The 14921-nt window shown below is 66.0% G+C and carries 15 protein-coding genes and 1 tRNA gene; 9 read left to right on the top strand and 7 right to left on the bottom strand.

Annotated features, from left to right (window positions below; all coding sequences use genetic code 11):
* Window positions 1-165 precede the first annotated feature (165 nt).
* Window positions 166-1053 (bottom strand): LysR family transcriptional regulator, encoded by an 888-nt coding sequence (locus tag JYG37_RS15745; RefSeq protein WP_089488790.1) that lies wholly within the window; start codon window positions 1051-1053, stop codon window positions 166-168.
* A 583-nt stretch (window positions 1054-1636) separates the two neighbouring features.
* On the opposite strand from JYG37_RS15745, the gene JYG37_RS15740 reads away from it, so the two are divergent.
* A complete protein-coding gene (locus JYG37_RS15740; protein WP_050014589.1) occupies window positions 1637-1921 on the top strand; it encodes a PAAR domain-containing protein in 285 nt (94 codons plus the stop codon).
* Between the two features lie 58 nt (window positions 1922-1979).
* Here JYG37_RS15740 and JYG37_RS15735 read toward each other — a convergent pair whose 3' ends face one another.
* Together JYG37_RS15735 and JYG37_RS15730 are read right to left on the bottom strand one after the other, a co-directional pair.
* Window positions 1980-2291: a cupin domain-containing protein gene (locus tag JYG37_RS15735; protein WP_050014587.1), complete on the bottom strand. Its 312-nt coding sequence runs from the start codon at window positions 2289-2291 to the stop codon at window positions 1980-1982.
* Between the two features lie 59 nt (window positions 2292-2350).
* A complete protein-coding gene (locus JYG37_RS15730; protein ID WP_050014585.1) occupies window positions 2351-3034 on the bottom strand; it encodes a DJ-1/PfpI family protein in 684 nt (227 codons plus the stop codon).
* Between the two features lie 116 nt (window positions 3035-3150).
* On the opposite strand from JYG37_RS15730, the gene JYG37_RS15725 reads away from it, so the two are divergent.
* The gene (locus JYG37_RS15725; protein ID WP_050014583.1) at window positions 3151-4125 is read left to right on the top strand and encodes a GlxA family transcriptional regulator; all 975 of its coding nucleotides are present in this window, start codon (window positions 3151-3153) and stop codon (window positions 4123-4125) included.
* A 175-nt stretch (window positions 4126-4300) separates the two neighbouring features.
* Window positions 4301-5275, top strand: coding sequence for a LysR family transcriptional regulator (locus JYG37_RS15720; RefSeq protein ID WP_176016125.1), 975 nt, complete (start codon window positions 4301-4303; stop codon window positions 5273-5275).
* A 105-nt stretch (window positions 5276-5380) separates the two neighbouring features.
* Here the strand turns inward: JYG37_RS15720 and JYG37_RS15715 are convergent.
* From JYG37_RS15715 to JYG37_RS15700, 4 genes are all read right to left on the bottom strand, one after another.
* Window positions 5381-5457 (bottom strand) — tRNA-Met (locus JYG37_RS15715).
* Window positions 5458-5616: 159 nt separating this feature from the next.
* On the bottom strand, window positions 5617-7275 hold the full coding sequence (locus tag JYG37_RS15710; protein WP_050014581.1) for an MFS transporter: 1659 nt from the start codon (window positions 7273-7275) through the stop codon (window positions 5617-5619).
* A 227-nt stretch (window positions 7276-7502) separates the two neighbouring features.
* Entirely contained in the window at window positions 7503-9056 is a 1554-nt protein-coding gene (locus JYG37_RS15705) for a sensor histidine kinase (RefSeq protein ID WP_050014580.1), read from the bottom strand.
* Window positions 9057-9073: 17 nt separating this feature from the next.
* Window positions 9074-9802, bottom strand: coding sequence for a response regulator transcription factor (locus JYG37_RS15700; protein WP_006497347.1), 729 nt, complete (start codon window positions 9800-9802; stop codon window positions 9074-9076).
* Between JYG37_RS15700 and JYG37_RS15695 the strand changes: the two genes are divergently transcribed.
* The 6 genes from JYG37_RS15695 to sucD all read left to right on the top strand — a co-directional run bounded on the left by JYG37_RS15695 (window position 9801) and on the right by sucD (window position 14905).
* Window positions 9801-9941 carry a hypothetical protein gene (locus JYG37_RS15695; protein WP_204383387.1) on the top strand — a complete coding sequence of 47 codons (141 nt, stop codon included), beginning with the start codon at window positions 9801-9803 and terminating at the stop codon, window positions 9939-9941. The genes JYG37_RS15700 and JYG37_RS15695 overlap by 2 nt on opposite strands.
* 49 nt (window positions 9942-9990) lie before the next feature.
* Window positions 9991-11061, top strand: coding sequence for a recombinase RecA (recA, locus tag JYG37_RS15690; RefSeq protein WP_011546125.1), 1071 nt, complete (start codon window positions 9991-9993; stop codon window positions 11059-11061).
* Window positions 11061-11969: a recombination regulator RecX gene (recX, locus tag JYG37_RS15685; protein ID WP_204383386.1), complete on the top strand. Its 909-nt coding sequence runs from the start codon at window positions 11061-11063 to the stop codon at window positions 11967-11969. The genes recA and recX overlap by 1 nt, the downstream gene beginning before the upstream one ends.
* A 146-nt stretch (window positions 11970-12115) precedes the next feature.
* The gene (locus JYG37_RS15680) at window positions 12116-12724 is read left to right on the top strand and encodes a DUF2889 domain-containing protein (protein WP_050014576.1); all 609 of its coding nucleotides are present in this window, start codon (window positions 12116-12118) and stop codon (window positions 12722-12724) included.
* Window positions 12725-12792: 68 nt separating this feature from the next.
* Window positions 12793-13959: an ADP-forming succinate--CoA ligase subunit beta gene (sucC, locus tag JYG37_RS15675; protein WP_006477915.1), complete on the top strand. Its 1167-nt coding sequence runs from the start codon at window positions 12793-12795 to the stop codon at window positions 13957-13959.
* 64 nt (window positions 13960-14023) lie between these two features.
* The gene (gene sucD / locus JYG37_RS15670) at window positions 14024-14905 is read left to right on the top strand and encodes a succinate--CoA ligase subunit alpha (RefSeq protein WP_006477916.1); all 882 of its coding nucleotides are present in this window, start codon (window positions 14024-14026) and stop codon (window positions 14903-14905) included.
* Window positions 14906-14921 lie beyond the last annotated feature (16 nt).

Genomic DNA, 14921 nt, shown 5'->3' with positions numbered 1-14921 from the left:
CGGTTGACTACCGAGATGCGCCGGCGCAACAGGCGTGCCCGCGCCGGCCGGGCGACGGGTCGATGGCGGTCGGGGCGCCAGCCGGCGCGGTGCGCCGGCCCTGGGCAGGTCGAGCGGGCGGCGGCGACGCAGCGTGGAAAAATGGTGCGCGATTTCACCGTTCATTCAACTGGTGAAATGCTCGATCAGGTGATCGACGAACAGCCGTGCCTTGCGCGGAAAATGCCGGCGGGTCGGGTACGCGACATTCATCTCGAGGGCTTCGAGCCGATAGCCGGGCAGCAGCGCGAGCAGCCGGCCGTCGTCGAGATCCGGCTTGACGAGGAAATCGGGCAGGACCGCGATGCCCATGCCGGACAGCGCCCAGTTCCGGATCAACCCGACGTTGTTCGACGATGCGGATTTGTTCGGGCGCACGGTGATGCGCGTTTGTTCGTGTTCGAACGACAGGTATTCGCCCGCGAAATCGGCATGGAATGCCAGGCCCGCGTGCGATGCGAGATCGTGCGGATGGGCCGGCGCGCCGTGCCGTTCGACATAGTGCGGCGCCGCGCAGACGATCCGGTTGATGCGCGTGAGCGGGCGCTTCACGAGGGAGTTGTTGCCGATGTGCTGCGACAGCAGCAGCCCGATGTCGAAGCCCTCGGACACGAGGTCGACGTGACGGTCCACGATCGTGACTTCCGGCACGATGGCCGGATGGCGCGTCTTGAACGCGTCGATGGCCGGCGCGAGCACGTGCATGCCGAACATGACCGGCGCGGCGATTTTCAGCGATCCAATCGGTTCGTGATGCATCGAGGCGATCGTTTCCTCGACCCGGTCGATCTCGTCGATCACGTGACGTATCTGCGCCAGATAGAGGTGGCCCGCGTCGGTCAGCGACAGGCTGCGGGTGGTGCGATTCAGCAGGCGTGCGCCGAGCCGATCCTCGATGCTCATCACGAGGCGGGTGGCCGACGAATTGGAGATGTTCAGTTCCGTGGCCGCGCGCGCGAAACTGCGAAGTTCGGCGACCTTGACGAATAGTCGCATCGGTAGGAGTTCGTCCATTTTTTATCGATAAATAGAAAACGATGACTTGATTCTATCTATCGGTTTGCTGGATTTTAACGGGCGTTTTTCGCGAATTATTATTATGGAATCGCGTATTTATCTGGTGTGCGAACGGTATGAGAATGGTGGATTCCAAGGCATTAAAGTCGTTGAATTGGCGATTTGATTGAGATTGCAATTAAACCTTTTTGACGGATTTGTATTTAGTAATTGTACGAAAATATAGGCTACTTTTTCGTTAAAGAATCGGACGTTATCGATGCGATGTGATGCCGAACCGTATACGTCCCTGTTGCGTTGGCAGCTTCGCGCGTTCGTGCCGGCGCACGGCCTCGGCGGAACGGCGGATCGGGTAGTCGCAGGTAATCGGGTTTGGCGCATCGCGGCGCGTGAGCGCGCGTGACCGCCGGATGGCCGTGCGCGGCGAACACGTGTTGCAGCGGGCGGCCCACGCCGAGGACCCGTGTCGCGGCCGCGGCCAGCGGTGATATGCTCGCGGGACGCCCGCGACCGACGGGCGGTTTCACGATGCCCGTGCGCGGTTGCGTCGCGCGGCGTTTCCGAGGGAAGAACCGACATCATGAGCCGCAAATTCATTCTGAAGGGCGACACGACCGATCACGGCGGCGTCGTGCTCGAAGGGATCGCCAATTCGTCGTTCGACGGGCGCGAACTCTCCTATCTCGGCGCAGCTGTGTTCTGCGCGGCGTGCAAGTCGCCGGGCGTGATCGTATCGGACGGCGGCGAGCGCACGATGACCGTGATGGGCAAGGTCGTCGCGCTCGAACACGACCTGTGCCAGTGTCTGTGCACGCCGCAGCCGAAACTGATCCCGTCGCAGGCGACCGGGACGATCTCGGGCTGAGCCCCGCCGCGCGCAGGCGGTCGTCGTCCGCGCTGCGTCGAGACACCGATGCCCGCTGTCAGACGCTGCCTGTGGTCTCGATCACGAGGATGCGCGCGGCGCCGAGCGGATGCGCGACGTGCTCGGTGCCGACCGTCGCATGGAAGACGTCGCCCGTCTCGAGCACCGTCGCATGCTCGACGCCTGCGTCGCGGTAGCGCATCTCGACGCGGCCATCGAGCACCGCGAACACCTCCTCGCCGTCGTTCACGTGCCAGCGATACGGCTGGTCGGTCCAGTGCAGCCGGACCGTGATGCCGTTCAGGTTCGCGATGTCGAGCGCGCCCCACGCGCGGTCCGCCGTGAATGCGGCACTCCGGATGATCTTCATCAATGTGTTCTCCGGCACGCGTGTGTGCCGCTTTCCCGTGATTTTTCCGACATCCGCGTTCAGCGCGACGCTGCGCGCAGCGCCTGCTCGACGATCTGCTTGCGCTTCTCGAAGCCGGCGGCCGTCCGTTCGGTGACGCGCGTCACGACCGCAGCCGGCGCGGTGTCGGGCGAGCCGGCGTCGAACGGCGGCGCGGGCGCATATTCGAGCTGCAGCTGAATCGCCTGCGCTTCTTCGTCGCCGACCAGCTCCGCGGCGATCGTCAGCGCGAAGTCGATGCCGGCCGTCACGCCGCCGCCCGTGACCAGGTTGCCGTCGCGCACGACGCGCTCGCGCACCGGTATCGCGCCCAACGGTTCGAGCAGCGAGTGGAACCGCCAGTGCGTCGTCGCGCGCCGTCCGCGCAGCAGGCCGGCCACGCCGAGCAGCAGCGCGCCCGTGCAGACCGACGTCACGTAGCGCGCGGTGGCCGCGCGCCGTTGCACGAACGCGATCGTTTCGGTATCGAGCAGCAGGTCGTTGATGCCGATCCCGCCCGGGATGCAGATCACGTCGAGCGGCGGGCAGTCGTCGAACGTGCAGGTGGGCGCGAGCGCGAGGCCGCTGCTCGACGCGACCGCGTCGCGCGACTTCCACACCAGATGGACGGCCGCGTCGGGCAGCGACGCGAGCACGTCGTGCGGGCCGGTGAGGTCGAGTTGCTGGACGCCCGGAAAGACGAGAAGGCCGATATGCAGGCTCATGCGAGGACTCCGTCGGGAAGGGAACGCGCGCCGTTCGGCACGGGATGGACAGATCGATTCTAGGCGCGTAGTGTTTGGCGAAATTGCCATATCGCCCACGTTTTCAGCCAATCGCCATGCCCGCCGCCGCTCCGCGTTCGATCCTCGTCCTCGCGTTTCCCCGTGCGCAACTGCTCGATGTGACGGGGCCGCTGCAGGTGTTCGCATCCGTCAACGAGCTCGCGCTGGAGCGCGGGCAGCCGGCGCCGTATGCGCCGCGCGTCGTGGCCGTCGAAGCCGGGCCCGTCGAGACGTCGTCGGGCCTCGTCGTGATGGCCGAGTCGCTGCGCGCGGCCGCGCGCCGTCCCGACACGCTGATCGTCGCCGGCGGGAAGGGCGTGCATGCGGCGTCGAAGGATGCGCGGGTGGTGAGTTGGGTGCGGCAGCAGGCCGGGCGCGCGCGGCGCGTGGCGTCGGTCTGCACCGGCGCGTTCCTGCTCGCCGAGGCCGGCCTGCTCGACGGGCGGCGCGCGGTCACGCACTGGGCGCGCTGCGACGAATTCGCGGCGCGCTACCCGAACGTGCGTGTCGAACCGGACCCGATCTTCATCCGCGAAGGCGCGCTGTGGACGTCGGCCGGCGTGACGGCCGGCATCGATCTGGCGCTCGCGCTGGTCGAAGAAGATCTCGGTCGGGCGACCGCGCTCGACGTCGCGCGCGAACTCGTCGTGTTCCTGAAGCGTCCGGGCGGACAGGCGCAGTTCAGCACGATGCTGTCGATGCAGCGCACTGCCGACCGGTTCGGCGAGCTGCACGCGTGGATGGCCGAGCACTTGACGGCCGACCTGTCGGTGCCCGCGCTCGCCGAGCGCGTGAGCATGAGCGAGCGCAGCTTCGTGCGCCACTATCGTGCGGAGACCGGCCGCACGCCCGCGCGCGCGGTCGAGCAGATCCGGGTCGAGGCCGCGCAACGCCTGCTCGGCGAAACGGCGTGGCCCGTCAAGCGGATCGCCGGGCGTTGCGGCTTCGGTACCGAGGAGACGCTGCGACGCAGTTTCGTGCGCGTGCTCGGCGTGTCGCCGCAGGGATATCGCGAGCGGTTCGTGCGGTAACGGACGACGGATGAGCGGGGCCGGAGCAGGCGCTGCGCGGAACTGAACGGAAACCGGTCGGTTTCGAGTCCGAAGCACCGAAACTATTCAGGATTGGACAACAATAGGCGGGGGCTTGTGCCGCGCCCGCCGCGGGCTCTATTCTGTTCCGTTGGTGATTCGAAGGGGAAGCGGCATGGACCGAATCCAGGCAATGGAAGTTTTTACCCGCGTGGTCGACGCGAACAGCTTCACGCGGGCGGCCGACACGCTCGCGATGCCGCGCGCGTCGGTGACGACCATCATCCAGAATCTCGAGGCGCTGCTCGGCGTGCGCCTGATGCACCGGACGACGCGCCGGCTGTCGCTGACGCCGGAGGGCGCCGCGTACTACGAGCATTGCATGAAGATCATCGCGGAGATCGCCGAGGCCGACGCGAGTTTCCAGGCCGGCAACCGCAAGCCGAGCGGCATGCTGCGCGTCCACATGCCGAGTTCGCTCGGGCGGCGCATCGTGCTGCCGTCGCTGTCGATTTTCCGGCAGCGCTATCCGGACATCACGCTCGAGCTGGGGCTGTCCGACCGCTACGTCGATCCGGTCGAGGAGGGCATCGACTGCATGATCCGGGTCGGGCCGCTCGAGGATTCGTCGATGGTCGCGCGGCGCATCGGGATGCTCAAGCGCGTGACGTGCGCGTCGCCTGATTACCTGGCCCGTCACGGCGAACCGAACGAGATTGCCGATCTCGTCGAACATCATGCGGTGAATTTCCGCTCGAGCCACGGCGCGCGGGCGATTCCGTGGGTGTTCATGATCGACGGCAAGCCGTTCGAGGTGCGGATGAACGGCAGCGTCACGGTCAACGATTCGGATGCCTACGTGACGTGCGGGCTCGAAGGCTTCGGGATGATCCAGCCGACGCTGTTCATGGTGCTGCCGCACCTGCTCGACGGTTCGCTGGTCGAAGTGCTGCCGGACAGCAATCCGAAGCCGAAGCCGATTTCCATCGTGTATCCGCACAACCGGCATTTGTCGCAGAAGGTGCGCGTGTTTGCGGACTGGATCGCGGAGGTGTTCGAGTCGACGCCGGCGCTGGAGGGTGGGGAGAACTGGCGGGGGAAGGTGGGGGCGGAGGCACGGGATGCGAAGCGCGGAGCGGTGGTGGCGTAGTCGCGGCGCAGCACGCGGGCTGAAGGACGGGCAACGTGCGGCACCGTGTGCGCTGAAGCAATGAAAAAAGCCGCTGTTTCTTTCGAAACAGCGGCTTTTCGCATTTGGTGGCGAATCAGGGATTCGAACCCCGGACCTGCGGATTATGATTCCGTCGCTCTAACCGACTGAGCTAATTCGCCGAAGACCCAAATTATGTCGATCGGCCGGCCGGCTGTCAATACCTTTTTCCATCTTCCCCGAAAAAAGTTGCCGGCGGCCCGTGCCGGCCTCCATCGCGGGCGGGAGCCGGCCAGCGGAAGCAGTGCCTCCGCCGGCCTTTCCCCGCTGCGCAGCCAACATCAATCCTGCGCGTAGATGTCCGAGTCCTTCGTCTCCTTGACGAACAGCAGGCCGATCACGAACGTGGCCAGCGCGATCACGATCGGATACCAGAGCCCCGAGTAGATGTTGCCCTTCGCCGCGACGATCGCGAACGCGGTCGCCGGCAGGAAGCCGCCGAACCAGCCGTTGCCGATGTGATAGGGCAGCGACATCGATGTGTAGCGAATCCGCGTCGGGAACATCTCGACCAGCATCGCCGCGATCGGGCCGTAGACCATCGTCACGAAGATCACGAGGATCGTCAGGATCACGATCGTCATCGGCCAGTTGAGTTGCGCCGGGTCCGCCTTGGCCGGGTAGCCGGCCCCCTTCAGCGTCGACGCGAGCGTCTTGTCGAATGCCGCGCCCTGCACCTTCGCGTCGGCCGCCTTGCCGTCGTAGGTCTGGATCACCGTGTCGCCGACCTTGATCTGGGCCGGCGTACCGGCCGGCGCCGCGACGTTCTCGTAGTTCAGGCCGGCCTTCGCGAGCGCGCTCTTCGCGATGTCGCACGAACTCGTGAACTTCGACGTGCCGACCGGGTTGAACTGGAACGAGCAGGCGGCCGGATCGGCGATGACCGTGATCGGCGCCTTCTGCGTCGCGAGTTCGAGCTGCGGGTTCGCGTAGTGCGTGAGCGCCTTGAACAGCGGGAAATAGGTCAGCGCCGCGATCAGGCAGCCCGCGAGGATGATCGGCTTGCGGCCGATCTTGTCCGACAGCGAACCGAAGAACAGGAAAAACGGCGTGCCGATCAGGAGCGCGATCGCGATCAGGATGTTCGCGCTCGCGCCGTCGACCTTCAGCGTCTGCGTGAGGAAGAACAGCGCGTAGAACTGACCCGTGTACCACACCACGGCCTGGCCGGCCGTCAGGCCGATCAGCGCGAGGATCACGATCTTCAGGTTCTTCCACTGGCCGAACGCTTCGGTCAGCGGCGCCTTCGACGTCTTGCCTTCCGCCTTGATGCGCAGGAACACCGGCGATTCGTTCAGTTGCAGCCGGATCCACACCGACACCGCGAGCAGCAGGATCGACGCGACGAACGGCACGCGCCAGCCCCAGCTGCCGAACGCTTCCTCGCCGATGAACGTGCGTACGCCGAGGATCACGAGCAACGACAGGAACAGGCCGAGCGTTGCCGTCGTCTGGATCCACGCGGTGTAGAAGCCGCGCCGGTTGGCCGGCGCATGCTCGGCGACGTAGGTCGCCGCGCCGCCGTACTCGCCGCCGAGCGCGAGGCCCTGCAGCAGCCGCATCGCGATGAAGATCACGGGGGCGGCGATGCCGATCGACGCGTAGCCGGGCAGGAAGCCGACCACGAACGTCGAGACGCCCATGATCACGATCGTCACGAGGAACGTGTGCTTGCGGCCGACGAGGTCGCCGAGCCGGCCGAACACGATCGCGCCGAACGGCCGCACCGCGAAGCCGGCCGCGAAGCCGAGCAGCGTGAAGATGAACGCGGCGGTCGGATTGACGCCGGAGAAGAAGCTCTTGCTGATGTAGGCCGCGAGCGAGCCGGCCAGGTAAAAGTCGTACCACTCGAACACGGTGCCGAGCGACGACGCGAAGATCACCTTCTTCTCTTCGCCCGTCATCGGCGAGTGCGAAATTTGCCCGCCTAACGTTGCCATGAATCGTCTCCAAGTCCCTTGATATAGATATGCGGCCGCCGTGGGAGGGGCGGGCCTGTCGACGATTATTGGCACGGAAACTTACGGCCCACTGACTCGCGCGTACAAAACCACTGCGCGTTAACCCGCGTCGAATCGGCCGCTTCGCGCGCCGATCGTAGCGCGAACGGTTGGTAAATCGCCGGTTTCGACGTTTTTGCGCCGCGCCGCGGCGGCGCGCGTCAGGGTTAATCCGGGGCGGGGGCGGCCAGCGGCAGGCTGATGCGCACGAGCGTGCCGGCGAGGCGCGGGGCGTGCTGATAGACGTGATCGTCGAGCGTCAGCGTGCCGCCGTGCTGCGTGGCGATCTCGCGCACGATCGCGAGCCCGAGGCCGCTGCCGTCGCCTTCGCGGCCGAGGATCCGGTAGAAGCGCTCGACGACGCGATCGCGCTCGCCGGCCGGGATGCCGGGGCCCGTATCCTCGACTTCGAGATGCACGCGCCGCGCCGCGGGCTCGGCGTGCACGCGCACCGTGATGCGGCCGCCTTCGGGCGTATAGCGGATCGCGTTGTCGACCAGGTTGCCGAGCATCTCGCGCAGCATCACCGGATTGCCGTCGACGTCGAGCGGCGCGTCGTCGTCCGGGCCTTCGTACCCGAGGTCCATCCGTTTCGCGAGCGCGGCCTGCACCCAGTCGCGCACCGTGCGTCGTGCGAGCGCGCCGATCTCGACCGGCTCGAAGGTCAGCCCGCTCGCGCGGTTTTCGGCACGCGCGAGCGCCAGCAGTTGCGTGACGAGCCGCGCGGCCTGCTCGGAGCTCGTCGCGATCTGCTCGAGCGAACGCTGCACGTCGGGCGGCACCGGGTGGCGCAGCGCGAATTCGGCCTGCGTGCGCAGGCCCGCGAGCGGCGTCTTCATCTGGTGCGCGGCGTCGGCGATGAAACGTTTCTGCAGCGCCATGTTCTGTTCGAGCCGCGCGAGCAGGTCGTTGAACGACGTGACGAGCGGTTCGATCTCGGGCGGCGCGCGCTGCGCCTCGACGGGCGACAGGTCGTCGGGTCGTCGCGCGCGGATGTGCGCCTGCAGCGCGTTGAGCGGCGCGAGCCCGCGCGACAGCCCGAACCAGACGAGCAGGATCGCGAGCGGCAGGATCACGAATTGCGGCAGGATCACGCCCTTGATGATGTCGTTCGCGAGCGCGTTGCGCTTGTCGAGCGTTTCGCCGACCTGCACGAGCACGGGCTGCGCGCCGCTCGCCTGCGGCAGCGCGACGGTCGTATATGCGACGCGCACGTCGTTGCCGCGCAGCAGGTCGTCGCGGAACACGACGACGCCCGGCGGCGGGCGGTCCTCGTCGCGCGGCAGCGGCATGTCGGCCTCGCCGGCGACCAGCTCGCCGCGCGTGCCGAGCACCTGGAAGTAGACGCTGTCGATGTTGTCCGCGCGCAGGAAGTCGCGCGTCTGCTCCGGCAGCGTCAGTTCGGCGACGCCGTTGACCGGATGGATCTGCCGGGCGAGCACGTACGCGTTGGTCTCGAGCGCGCGGTCGAACGGGCCGTTCGCGATCGTCTTCGCGACGAGATAGGTGACGGCGATGCTCATCGGCCACAGCAGCAGCAGCGGCGCGAGCATCCAGTCGAGGATTTCGCCGAACAGCGAGCGCGGGCGCGGCGTTTCGGGCGATTCGGTTTCGTCGGGCGGCGCGAACGGGTTCTCGTAGCGGGCGTCGCGCGCGTCGTCGGCAGCCGACGACGGCGCGCCGGTCGGGTGGCGGGAAGGGGAATGGGCCGGCGTGGCCATCGCGGCGCCGCCCGGCGTCAGCGCAGCGGCGTGCCGGCGGCCGCGGGCTGGGGCGCCGCCGTGTCGGCCGGCGTCGCGGGCGCGACCTTCTCGAGGCAATAGCCGAGGCCGCGCACGGTCGAGATCCGCACGCCGCTCGGTTCGATCTTCTTGCGCAGCCGGTGCACGTAGACTTCGATCGCGTTGTTGCTGACTTCCTCGCCCCATTCGCACAGGTGATCGACGAGTTGTTCCTTCGACACGAGGCGGCCGATCCGCTGCAGCAGCACCTCGAGCAGGCCGAGTTCGCGCGCGGAGAGATCGAGCACGTGATCGTTCGCATACGCGATGCGGCCGACCTGGTCGAATGCGAGCGAGCCGTGGCGCACGACCGTCGGGCCGCCGCCGGCGCCGCGCCGGGTCAGCGCGCGCACGCGCGCCTCGAGCTCGTTGAGTGCGAACGGCTTGGCCATGTAGTCGTCGGCGCCGAGGTCGAGCCCCTTCACGCGTTCGTCGACGCTGTCGGCGGCGGTCAGGATCAGCACGGGGAGATTGGAATTGCGCGCGCGCAGGCGCTTGAGCACGTCGAGCCCGGACATTTTCGGGAGCCCGAGATCGAGGATCAGCAGGTCGAAAGTCTGCATCGACAGCGCGGTGTCGGCGTCGACGCCGCTCTTCACGTGATCGACGGCATAGCCCGATTGGCGGAGTGACCGGGTGAGTCCGTCCGCGAGTATGCTGTCGTCTTCGGCGATGAGAATTCGCATGTTGCTGACCGATGCCGGCAGGGCGTTCGCGCCGGCGTGGCTGTCTCCGAAGTTATTCGTGTACAACGCAACCCGCATTGCGGGCTTGCATAAACCACTGTTTTTTTATACAGTGTCTGCATTCGTGGGCAGCGCTTGATGCGGGCGCGCCTCCAACAGACGCTGCTCATCATAGCAAAGGACGATTCATGGAAGATAGCAAGAAGGGCTCCGGGATGACCGCCGAGAAGAGCAAGGCGCTGGCGGCCGCGCTCGCGCAAATCGAGAAGCAGTTCGGCAAGGGCTCGATCATGCGCATGGGCGACGGCGAGGCGGCCGAGAATATCCAGGTCGTCTCCACGGGGTCGCTGGGTCTCGACATCGCGCTGGGCGTCGGCGGCCTGCCGCGCGGCCGGGTGGTCGAGATCTACGGTCCGGAATCGTCCGGTAAAACCACGCTCACGCTGCAGGTCATCGCCGAACTGCAGAAGATCGGCGGCACGGCAGCCTTCATCGATGCCGAGCACGCGCTCGACGTCCAGTACGCGTCGAAGCTCGGCGTGAACGTGCCGGAGCTGCTGATCTCGCAGCCGGACACCGGCGAGCAGGCGCTCGAAATCACCGATGCGCTGGTGCGCTCGGGCTCGATCGACATGATCGTCATCGACTCGGTCGCGGCGCTCGTGCCGAAGGCCGAAATCGAAGGCGAGATGGGCGATTCGCTGCCGGGCCTGCAGGCCCGCCTGATGTCGCAGGCACTGCGCAAGCTGACCGGCACGATCAAGCGCACGAACTGCCTCGTGATCTTCATCAACCAGATCCGGATGAAGATCGGCGTGATGTTCGGCAACCCGGAAACCACGACGGGCGGCAACGCACTGAAGTTCTATTCGTCGGTGCGTCTCGACATCCGCCGGATCGGCTCGATCAAGAAGAACGACGAGGTGATCGGCAACGAAACCCGCGTGAAGGTCGTCAAGAACAAGGTATCGCCGCCGTTCCGCGAAGCGATCTTCGACATCCTGTACGGCGAAGGCATTTCCCGCCAGGGCGAGATCATCGATCTCGGCGTGCAGGCGAAGATCGTCGACAAGGCCGGCGCCTGGTACAGCTACAACGGCGAGAAGATCGGCCAGGGCAAGGACAACGCGCGTGAATTCCTGCGCGAAAATCCGGAAATCGCGCGCGAGATCGAAAACCGCATCCGCGAATCGCTCGGTGTCGTCAGCATGCCCGATGGCGTAGCCAACGAAGCCGAGGCGCTGGACGAAGAAGAGTGATGGTTGCGCGCCGAGGTCGGGCTGGCGAGCCGGAGGAGCACGACACGCCCGAAATGGCGGGTCGCTCCGGCCGGCGAGCCGCACCCTCGGGCGCCAGCCGGCGGGACGCAGGCGGCAACGCTGCGAACCGCACCGCGACGAGGGCATCCGACGATGTCCTCGTTTCGTTTGAGATTGCCGCACCGGACGATCCGTTCGACGACGACGAATCGTTCGACGCACACGATCGCCCCCGCCGTCGGGTGTCCGGTGTCCGCTTCCCGGGCGATCGAGCCCCGGGCGCTCGTGCCCCGGGCGATCGCGCAGCCGATGCGCCCGCGACGGAAGATGTCTATACGCGCAGCAGCCAGCATCCGCGCCGCACACGCCGTGCATCCGGCGCGTCTTTCGGCGCATCTTCCGGCGGCGCTGCTTCAAGCGACGCCCCGGGCGCTCGCGAACGCGAGTCGTCGAAGCCGCCGCGGTCGTTGAAGGGGCGCGCGCTCGGCTATCTGTCGAGGCGCGAATACAGCCGCGCGGAACTCGCGCGCAAGCTCGCCCCTTACGTCGGCGAGGACGAATCCGTCGACCCGGTGCTCGATGCGCTGGAAAAGGAAGGCTGGCTGTCCGACGCGCGCTTCGCCGAGAGCCTCGTGCATCGTCGCGCGTCGCGCGTCGGCGTCGCGCGCATCGTCAGCGAACTGAAGCGCCATGCGGTCGGCGACAGTCTCGTCGAAGAGGTGAATGCCCAATTGCGCGAGACCGAGTGGACGCGCGCGCAGGCCGTTTGGCGCAAGAAATTCGGTGCACTGCCGCAAACGCCTGCCGAGCGCGCGAAGCAGGCGCGCTTCCTGGCCGCGCGGGGCTTCTCGAGCGCGACCATCGTGAAGTTGCTGAAGGTCGGCGACGATTTCCCGATCGATGACTGAGCCGCCCGGTCGCGCGCGTGGCGCGCGATTTTGCTGCATCGCAACCGCTTCCGGACAGGCGGGAATACCCGCCGTCGGGGCCGAATGCCTCAAATACCCAATATGCTAAAATCCACGGGTTTTCCTCTTCGGCCTCAACCTCCAGCATGCCGCTATCCGAGCCCGTGCCCCGTCAGTTGCGACATCGACGCGCAATCCGAGCGGAAGCCTACGAGCGCGGCGACGGCTTGTGGGACATCGAAGCCTGCCTGACCGACCACAAGCCGCGCGATGTCGCGCTTGCGTCGGGCATCCGGCCTCAGGGCCTGCCGATCCACGAACTCTGGCTGCGCGTGACCATCGATCGTGACCTCAATGTCGTCGACGCCGAAGCGTCTTCGGAATGGGTGCCCTATCCCGGTCACTGTCAATCCGCTTCCCCCGCCTATCGGGCCCTCATCGGGCTCAACCTCTTCCGCAATTTCCGCCGCAACGCGAACCGGCTGCTCGCCGGCGTCGCAGGCTGTTCCCATCTCACCGAACTGTGCGCCGTGCTGCCGACGGCCGCGATCCAGGCGTTCGCCGGTGATGTATGGAACGTGCGCGAGGAGGGTGGCGAAGGGCCGGACCATGACGGCGTGCACGCCGAACCGCCTTTCCAGCTCGGCCGCTGCCGCGCGCTGCGATTCGATGGCGAGGTCGTGCGGCAGTACTACCCGCGCTGGTATGGCCCGATTCGGCCGGATCTGCCCGGTGAAGGCAGCACGAAGGAATGAACGGAAATCATTCGAAGAAGCGTCTTAAGCGACATTTCATCCAACTCTCAGACTGAAGGGAATCACGCATGAAGATTCACGAGTACCAGGGTAAGGAAATCCTGCGGAAATTCGGCGTCGCGGTACCGCGCGGCAAGCCGGCGTTCTCGGTGGACGAGGCCGTCAAGGTGGCGGAAGAGCTCGGCGGCCCGGTTTGGGTCGTGAAGGCTCAGATTCACGCGGGTGGCCGTGGCAAGGGCGGCGGCGTGAAGGTGGCGAAGTCGATCGAACAGGTGCGCGAATACGCGAACCAGATCCTCGGCATGCAGCTCGTCACGCACCAGACCGGTCCGGAAGGCCAGAAGGTCAACCGCCTGATGATCGAAGAAGGCGCCGACATCAAGCAGGAACTGTATGTCAGCCTCGTCGTCGACCGCATCTCGCAGAAGATCGTGCTGATGGGTTCGAGCGAAGGCGGCATGGACATCGAAGAAGTCGCCGAAAAGCACCCGGAACTGATCCACAAGGTCATCGTCGAGCCGTCGACGGGCCTGCTGGACGCGCAGGCCGACGACCTCGCCGCGAAGATCGGCGTGCCGGCCGCATCGATTCCGCAAGCGCGCGCGATCCTGCAAGGCCTGTACAAGGCATTCTGGGAAACCGACGCTTCGCTGGCTGAAATCAACCCGCTGAACGTCTCCGGCGACGGCAAGGTCACCGCACTCGACGCGAAGTTCAACTTCGACTCGAACGCGCTGTTCCGTCACCCGGAAATCGTTGCGTACCGCGATCTGGACGAAGAAGATCCGGCTGAAATCGAAGCGTCGAAGTTCGATCTCGCGTACATCTCGCTCGACGGCAACATCGGCTGCCTCGTGAACGGCGCAGGCCTCGCGATGGCGACGATGGACACCATCAAGCTGTTCGGCGGCGAACCGGCGAACTTCCTGGACGTCGGCGGCGGTGCGACGACCGAGAAGGTCACGGAAGCGTTCAAGCTGATGCTGAAGAACCCCGACCTGAAGGCGATCCTCGTGAACATCTTCGGCGGCATCATGCGCTGCGACGTGATCGCGGAAGGCGTGATCGCCGGTTCGAAGGCCGTGAACCTGAACGTGCCGCTCGTCGTGCGCATGAAGGGCACGAACGAGGACCTCGGCAAGAAGATGCTGGCCGATTCGGGCCTGCCGATCATCTCGGCCGACAGCATGGAAGAGGCTGCGCAGAAGGTCGTCGCGGCTGCCGCAGGCAAGTAACGCTATCGAATACGCATGGCGGCGCGGCTTGCACGCGACGCCCATCGAACAGAGGTCAAAATACATGTCGATTCTGATCAACAAGGACACGAAGGTCATCACGCAGGGCATTACCGGCAAAACCGGTCAGTTCCATACGCGCGCCTGCCGTGAATACGCAAACGGCCGCGAAGCATTCGTCGCGGGCGTGAACCCGAAGAAGGCCGGCGAAGATTTCGAAGGCATTCCGATCTACGCGAGCGTCAAGGAAGCGAAGGCGGAAACCGGCGCGACCGTGTCGGTCATCTACGTGCCGCCGGCAGGCGCAGCCGCTGCGATCTGGGAAGCGGTCGAAGCCGATCTGGATCTCGCGATCTGCATCACGGAAGGCATTCCCGTGCGCGACATGATCGAAGTGAAGGACCGCATGCGTCGCGAAGGCCGCAAGACGCTGCTGCTCGGGCCGAACTGCCCGGGCACGATCACGCCGGACGAACTGAAGATCGGCATCATGCCGGGTCACATCCACCGCAAGGGCCGCATCGGCGTCGTGTCGCGTTCGGGCACGCTGACGTATGAAGCGGTTGCGCAGCTGACGGCACTGGGCCTCGGCCAGTCGTCGGCAGTCGGTATCGGCGGCGACCCGATCAACGGTCTGAAGCACATCGACGTGATGAAGATGTTCAACGACGATCCGGATACGGATGCGGTCGTGATGATCGGCGAAATTGGCGGTCCGGACGAAGCCAACGCCGCCGAGTGGATCAAGGACAACATGAAGAAGCCGGTCGTCGGCTTCATCGCGGGCGTCACGGCGCCTCCGGGCAAGCGCATGGGCCACGCCGGCGCGCTGATCTCGGGCGGTGCGGATACGGCCGAAGCGAAGCTGGAAATCATGGAAGCGTGCGGCATCACCGTCACGCGCAACCCGTCGGAAATGGGCCGTCTGCTGAAGAAGGCGCTGTAAGTATTTCCATCGGGCT

Source organism: Burkholderia sp. LAS2 (assembly GCF_018417615.1).
GTDB classification, from domain to species: domain Bacteria; phylum Pseudomonadota; class Gammaproteobacteria; order Burkholderiales; family Burkholderiaceae; genus Burkholderia; species Burkholderia sola.
The sequence above is the reverse complement of the archived record's forward strand: the minus strand, read 5'-3'. Positions and strand labels throughout refer to the sequence as shown.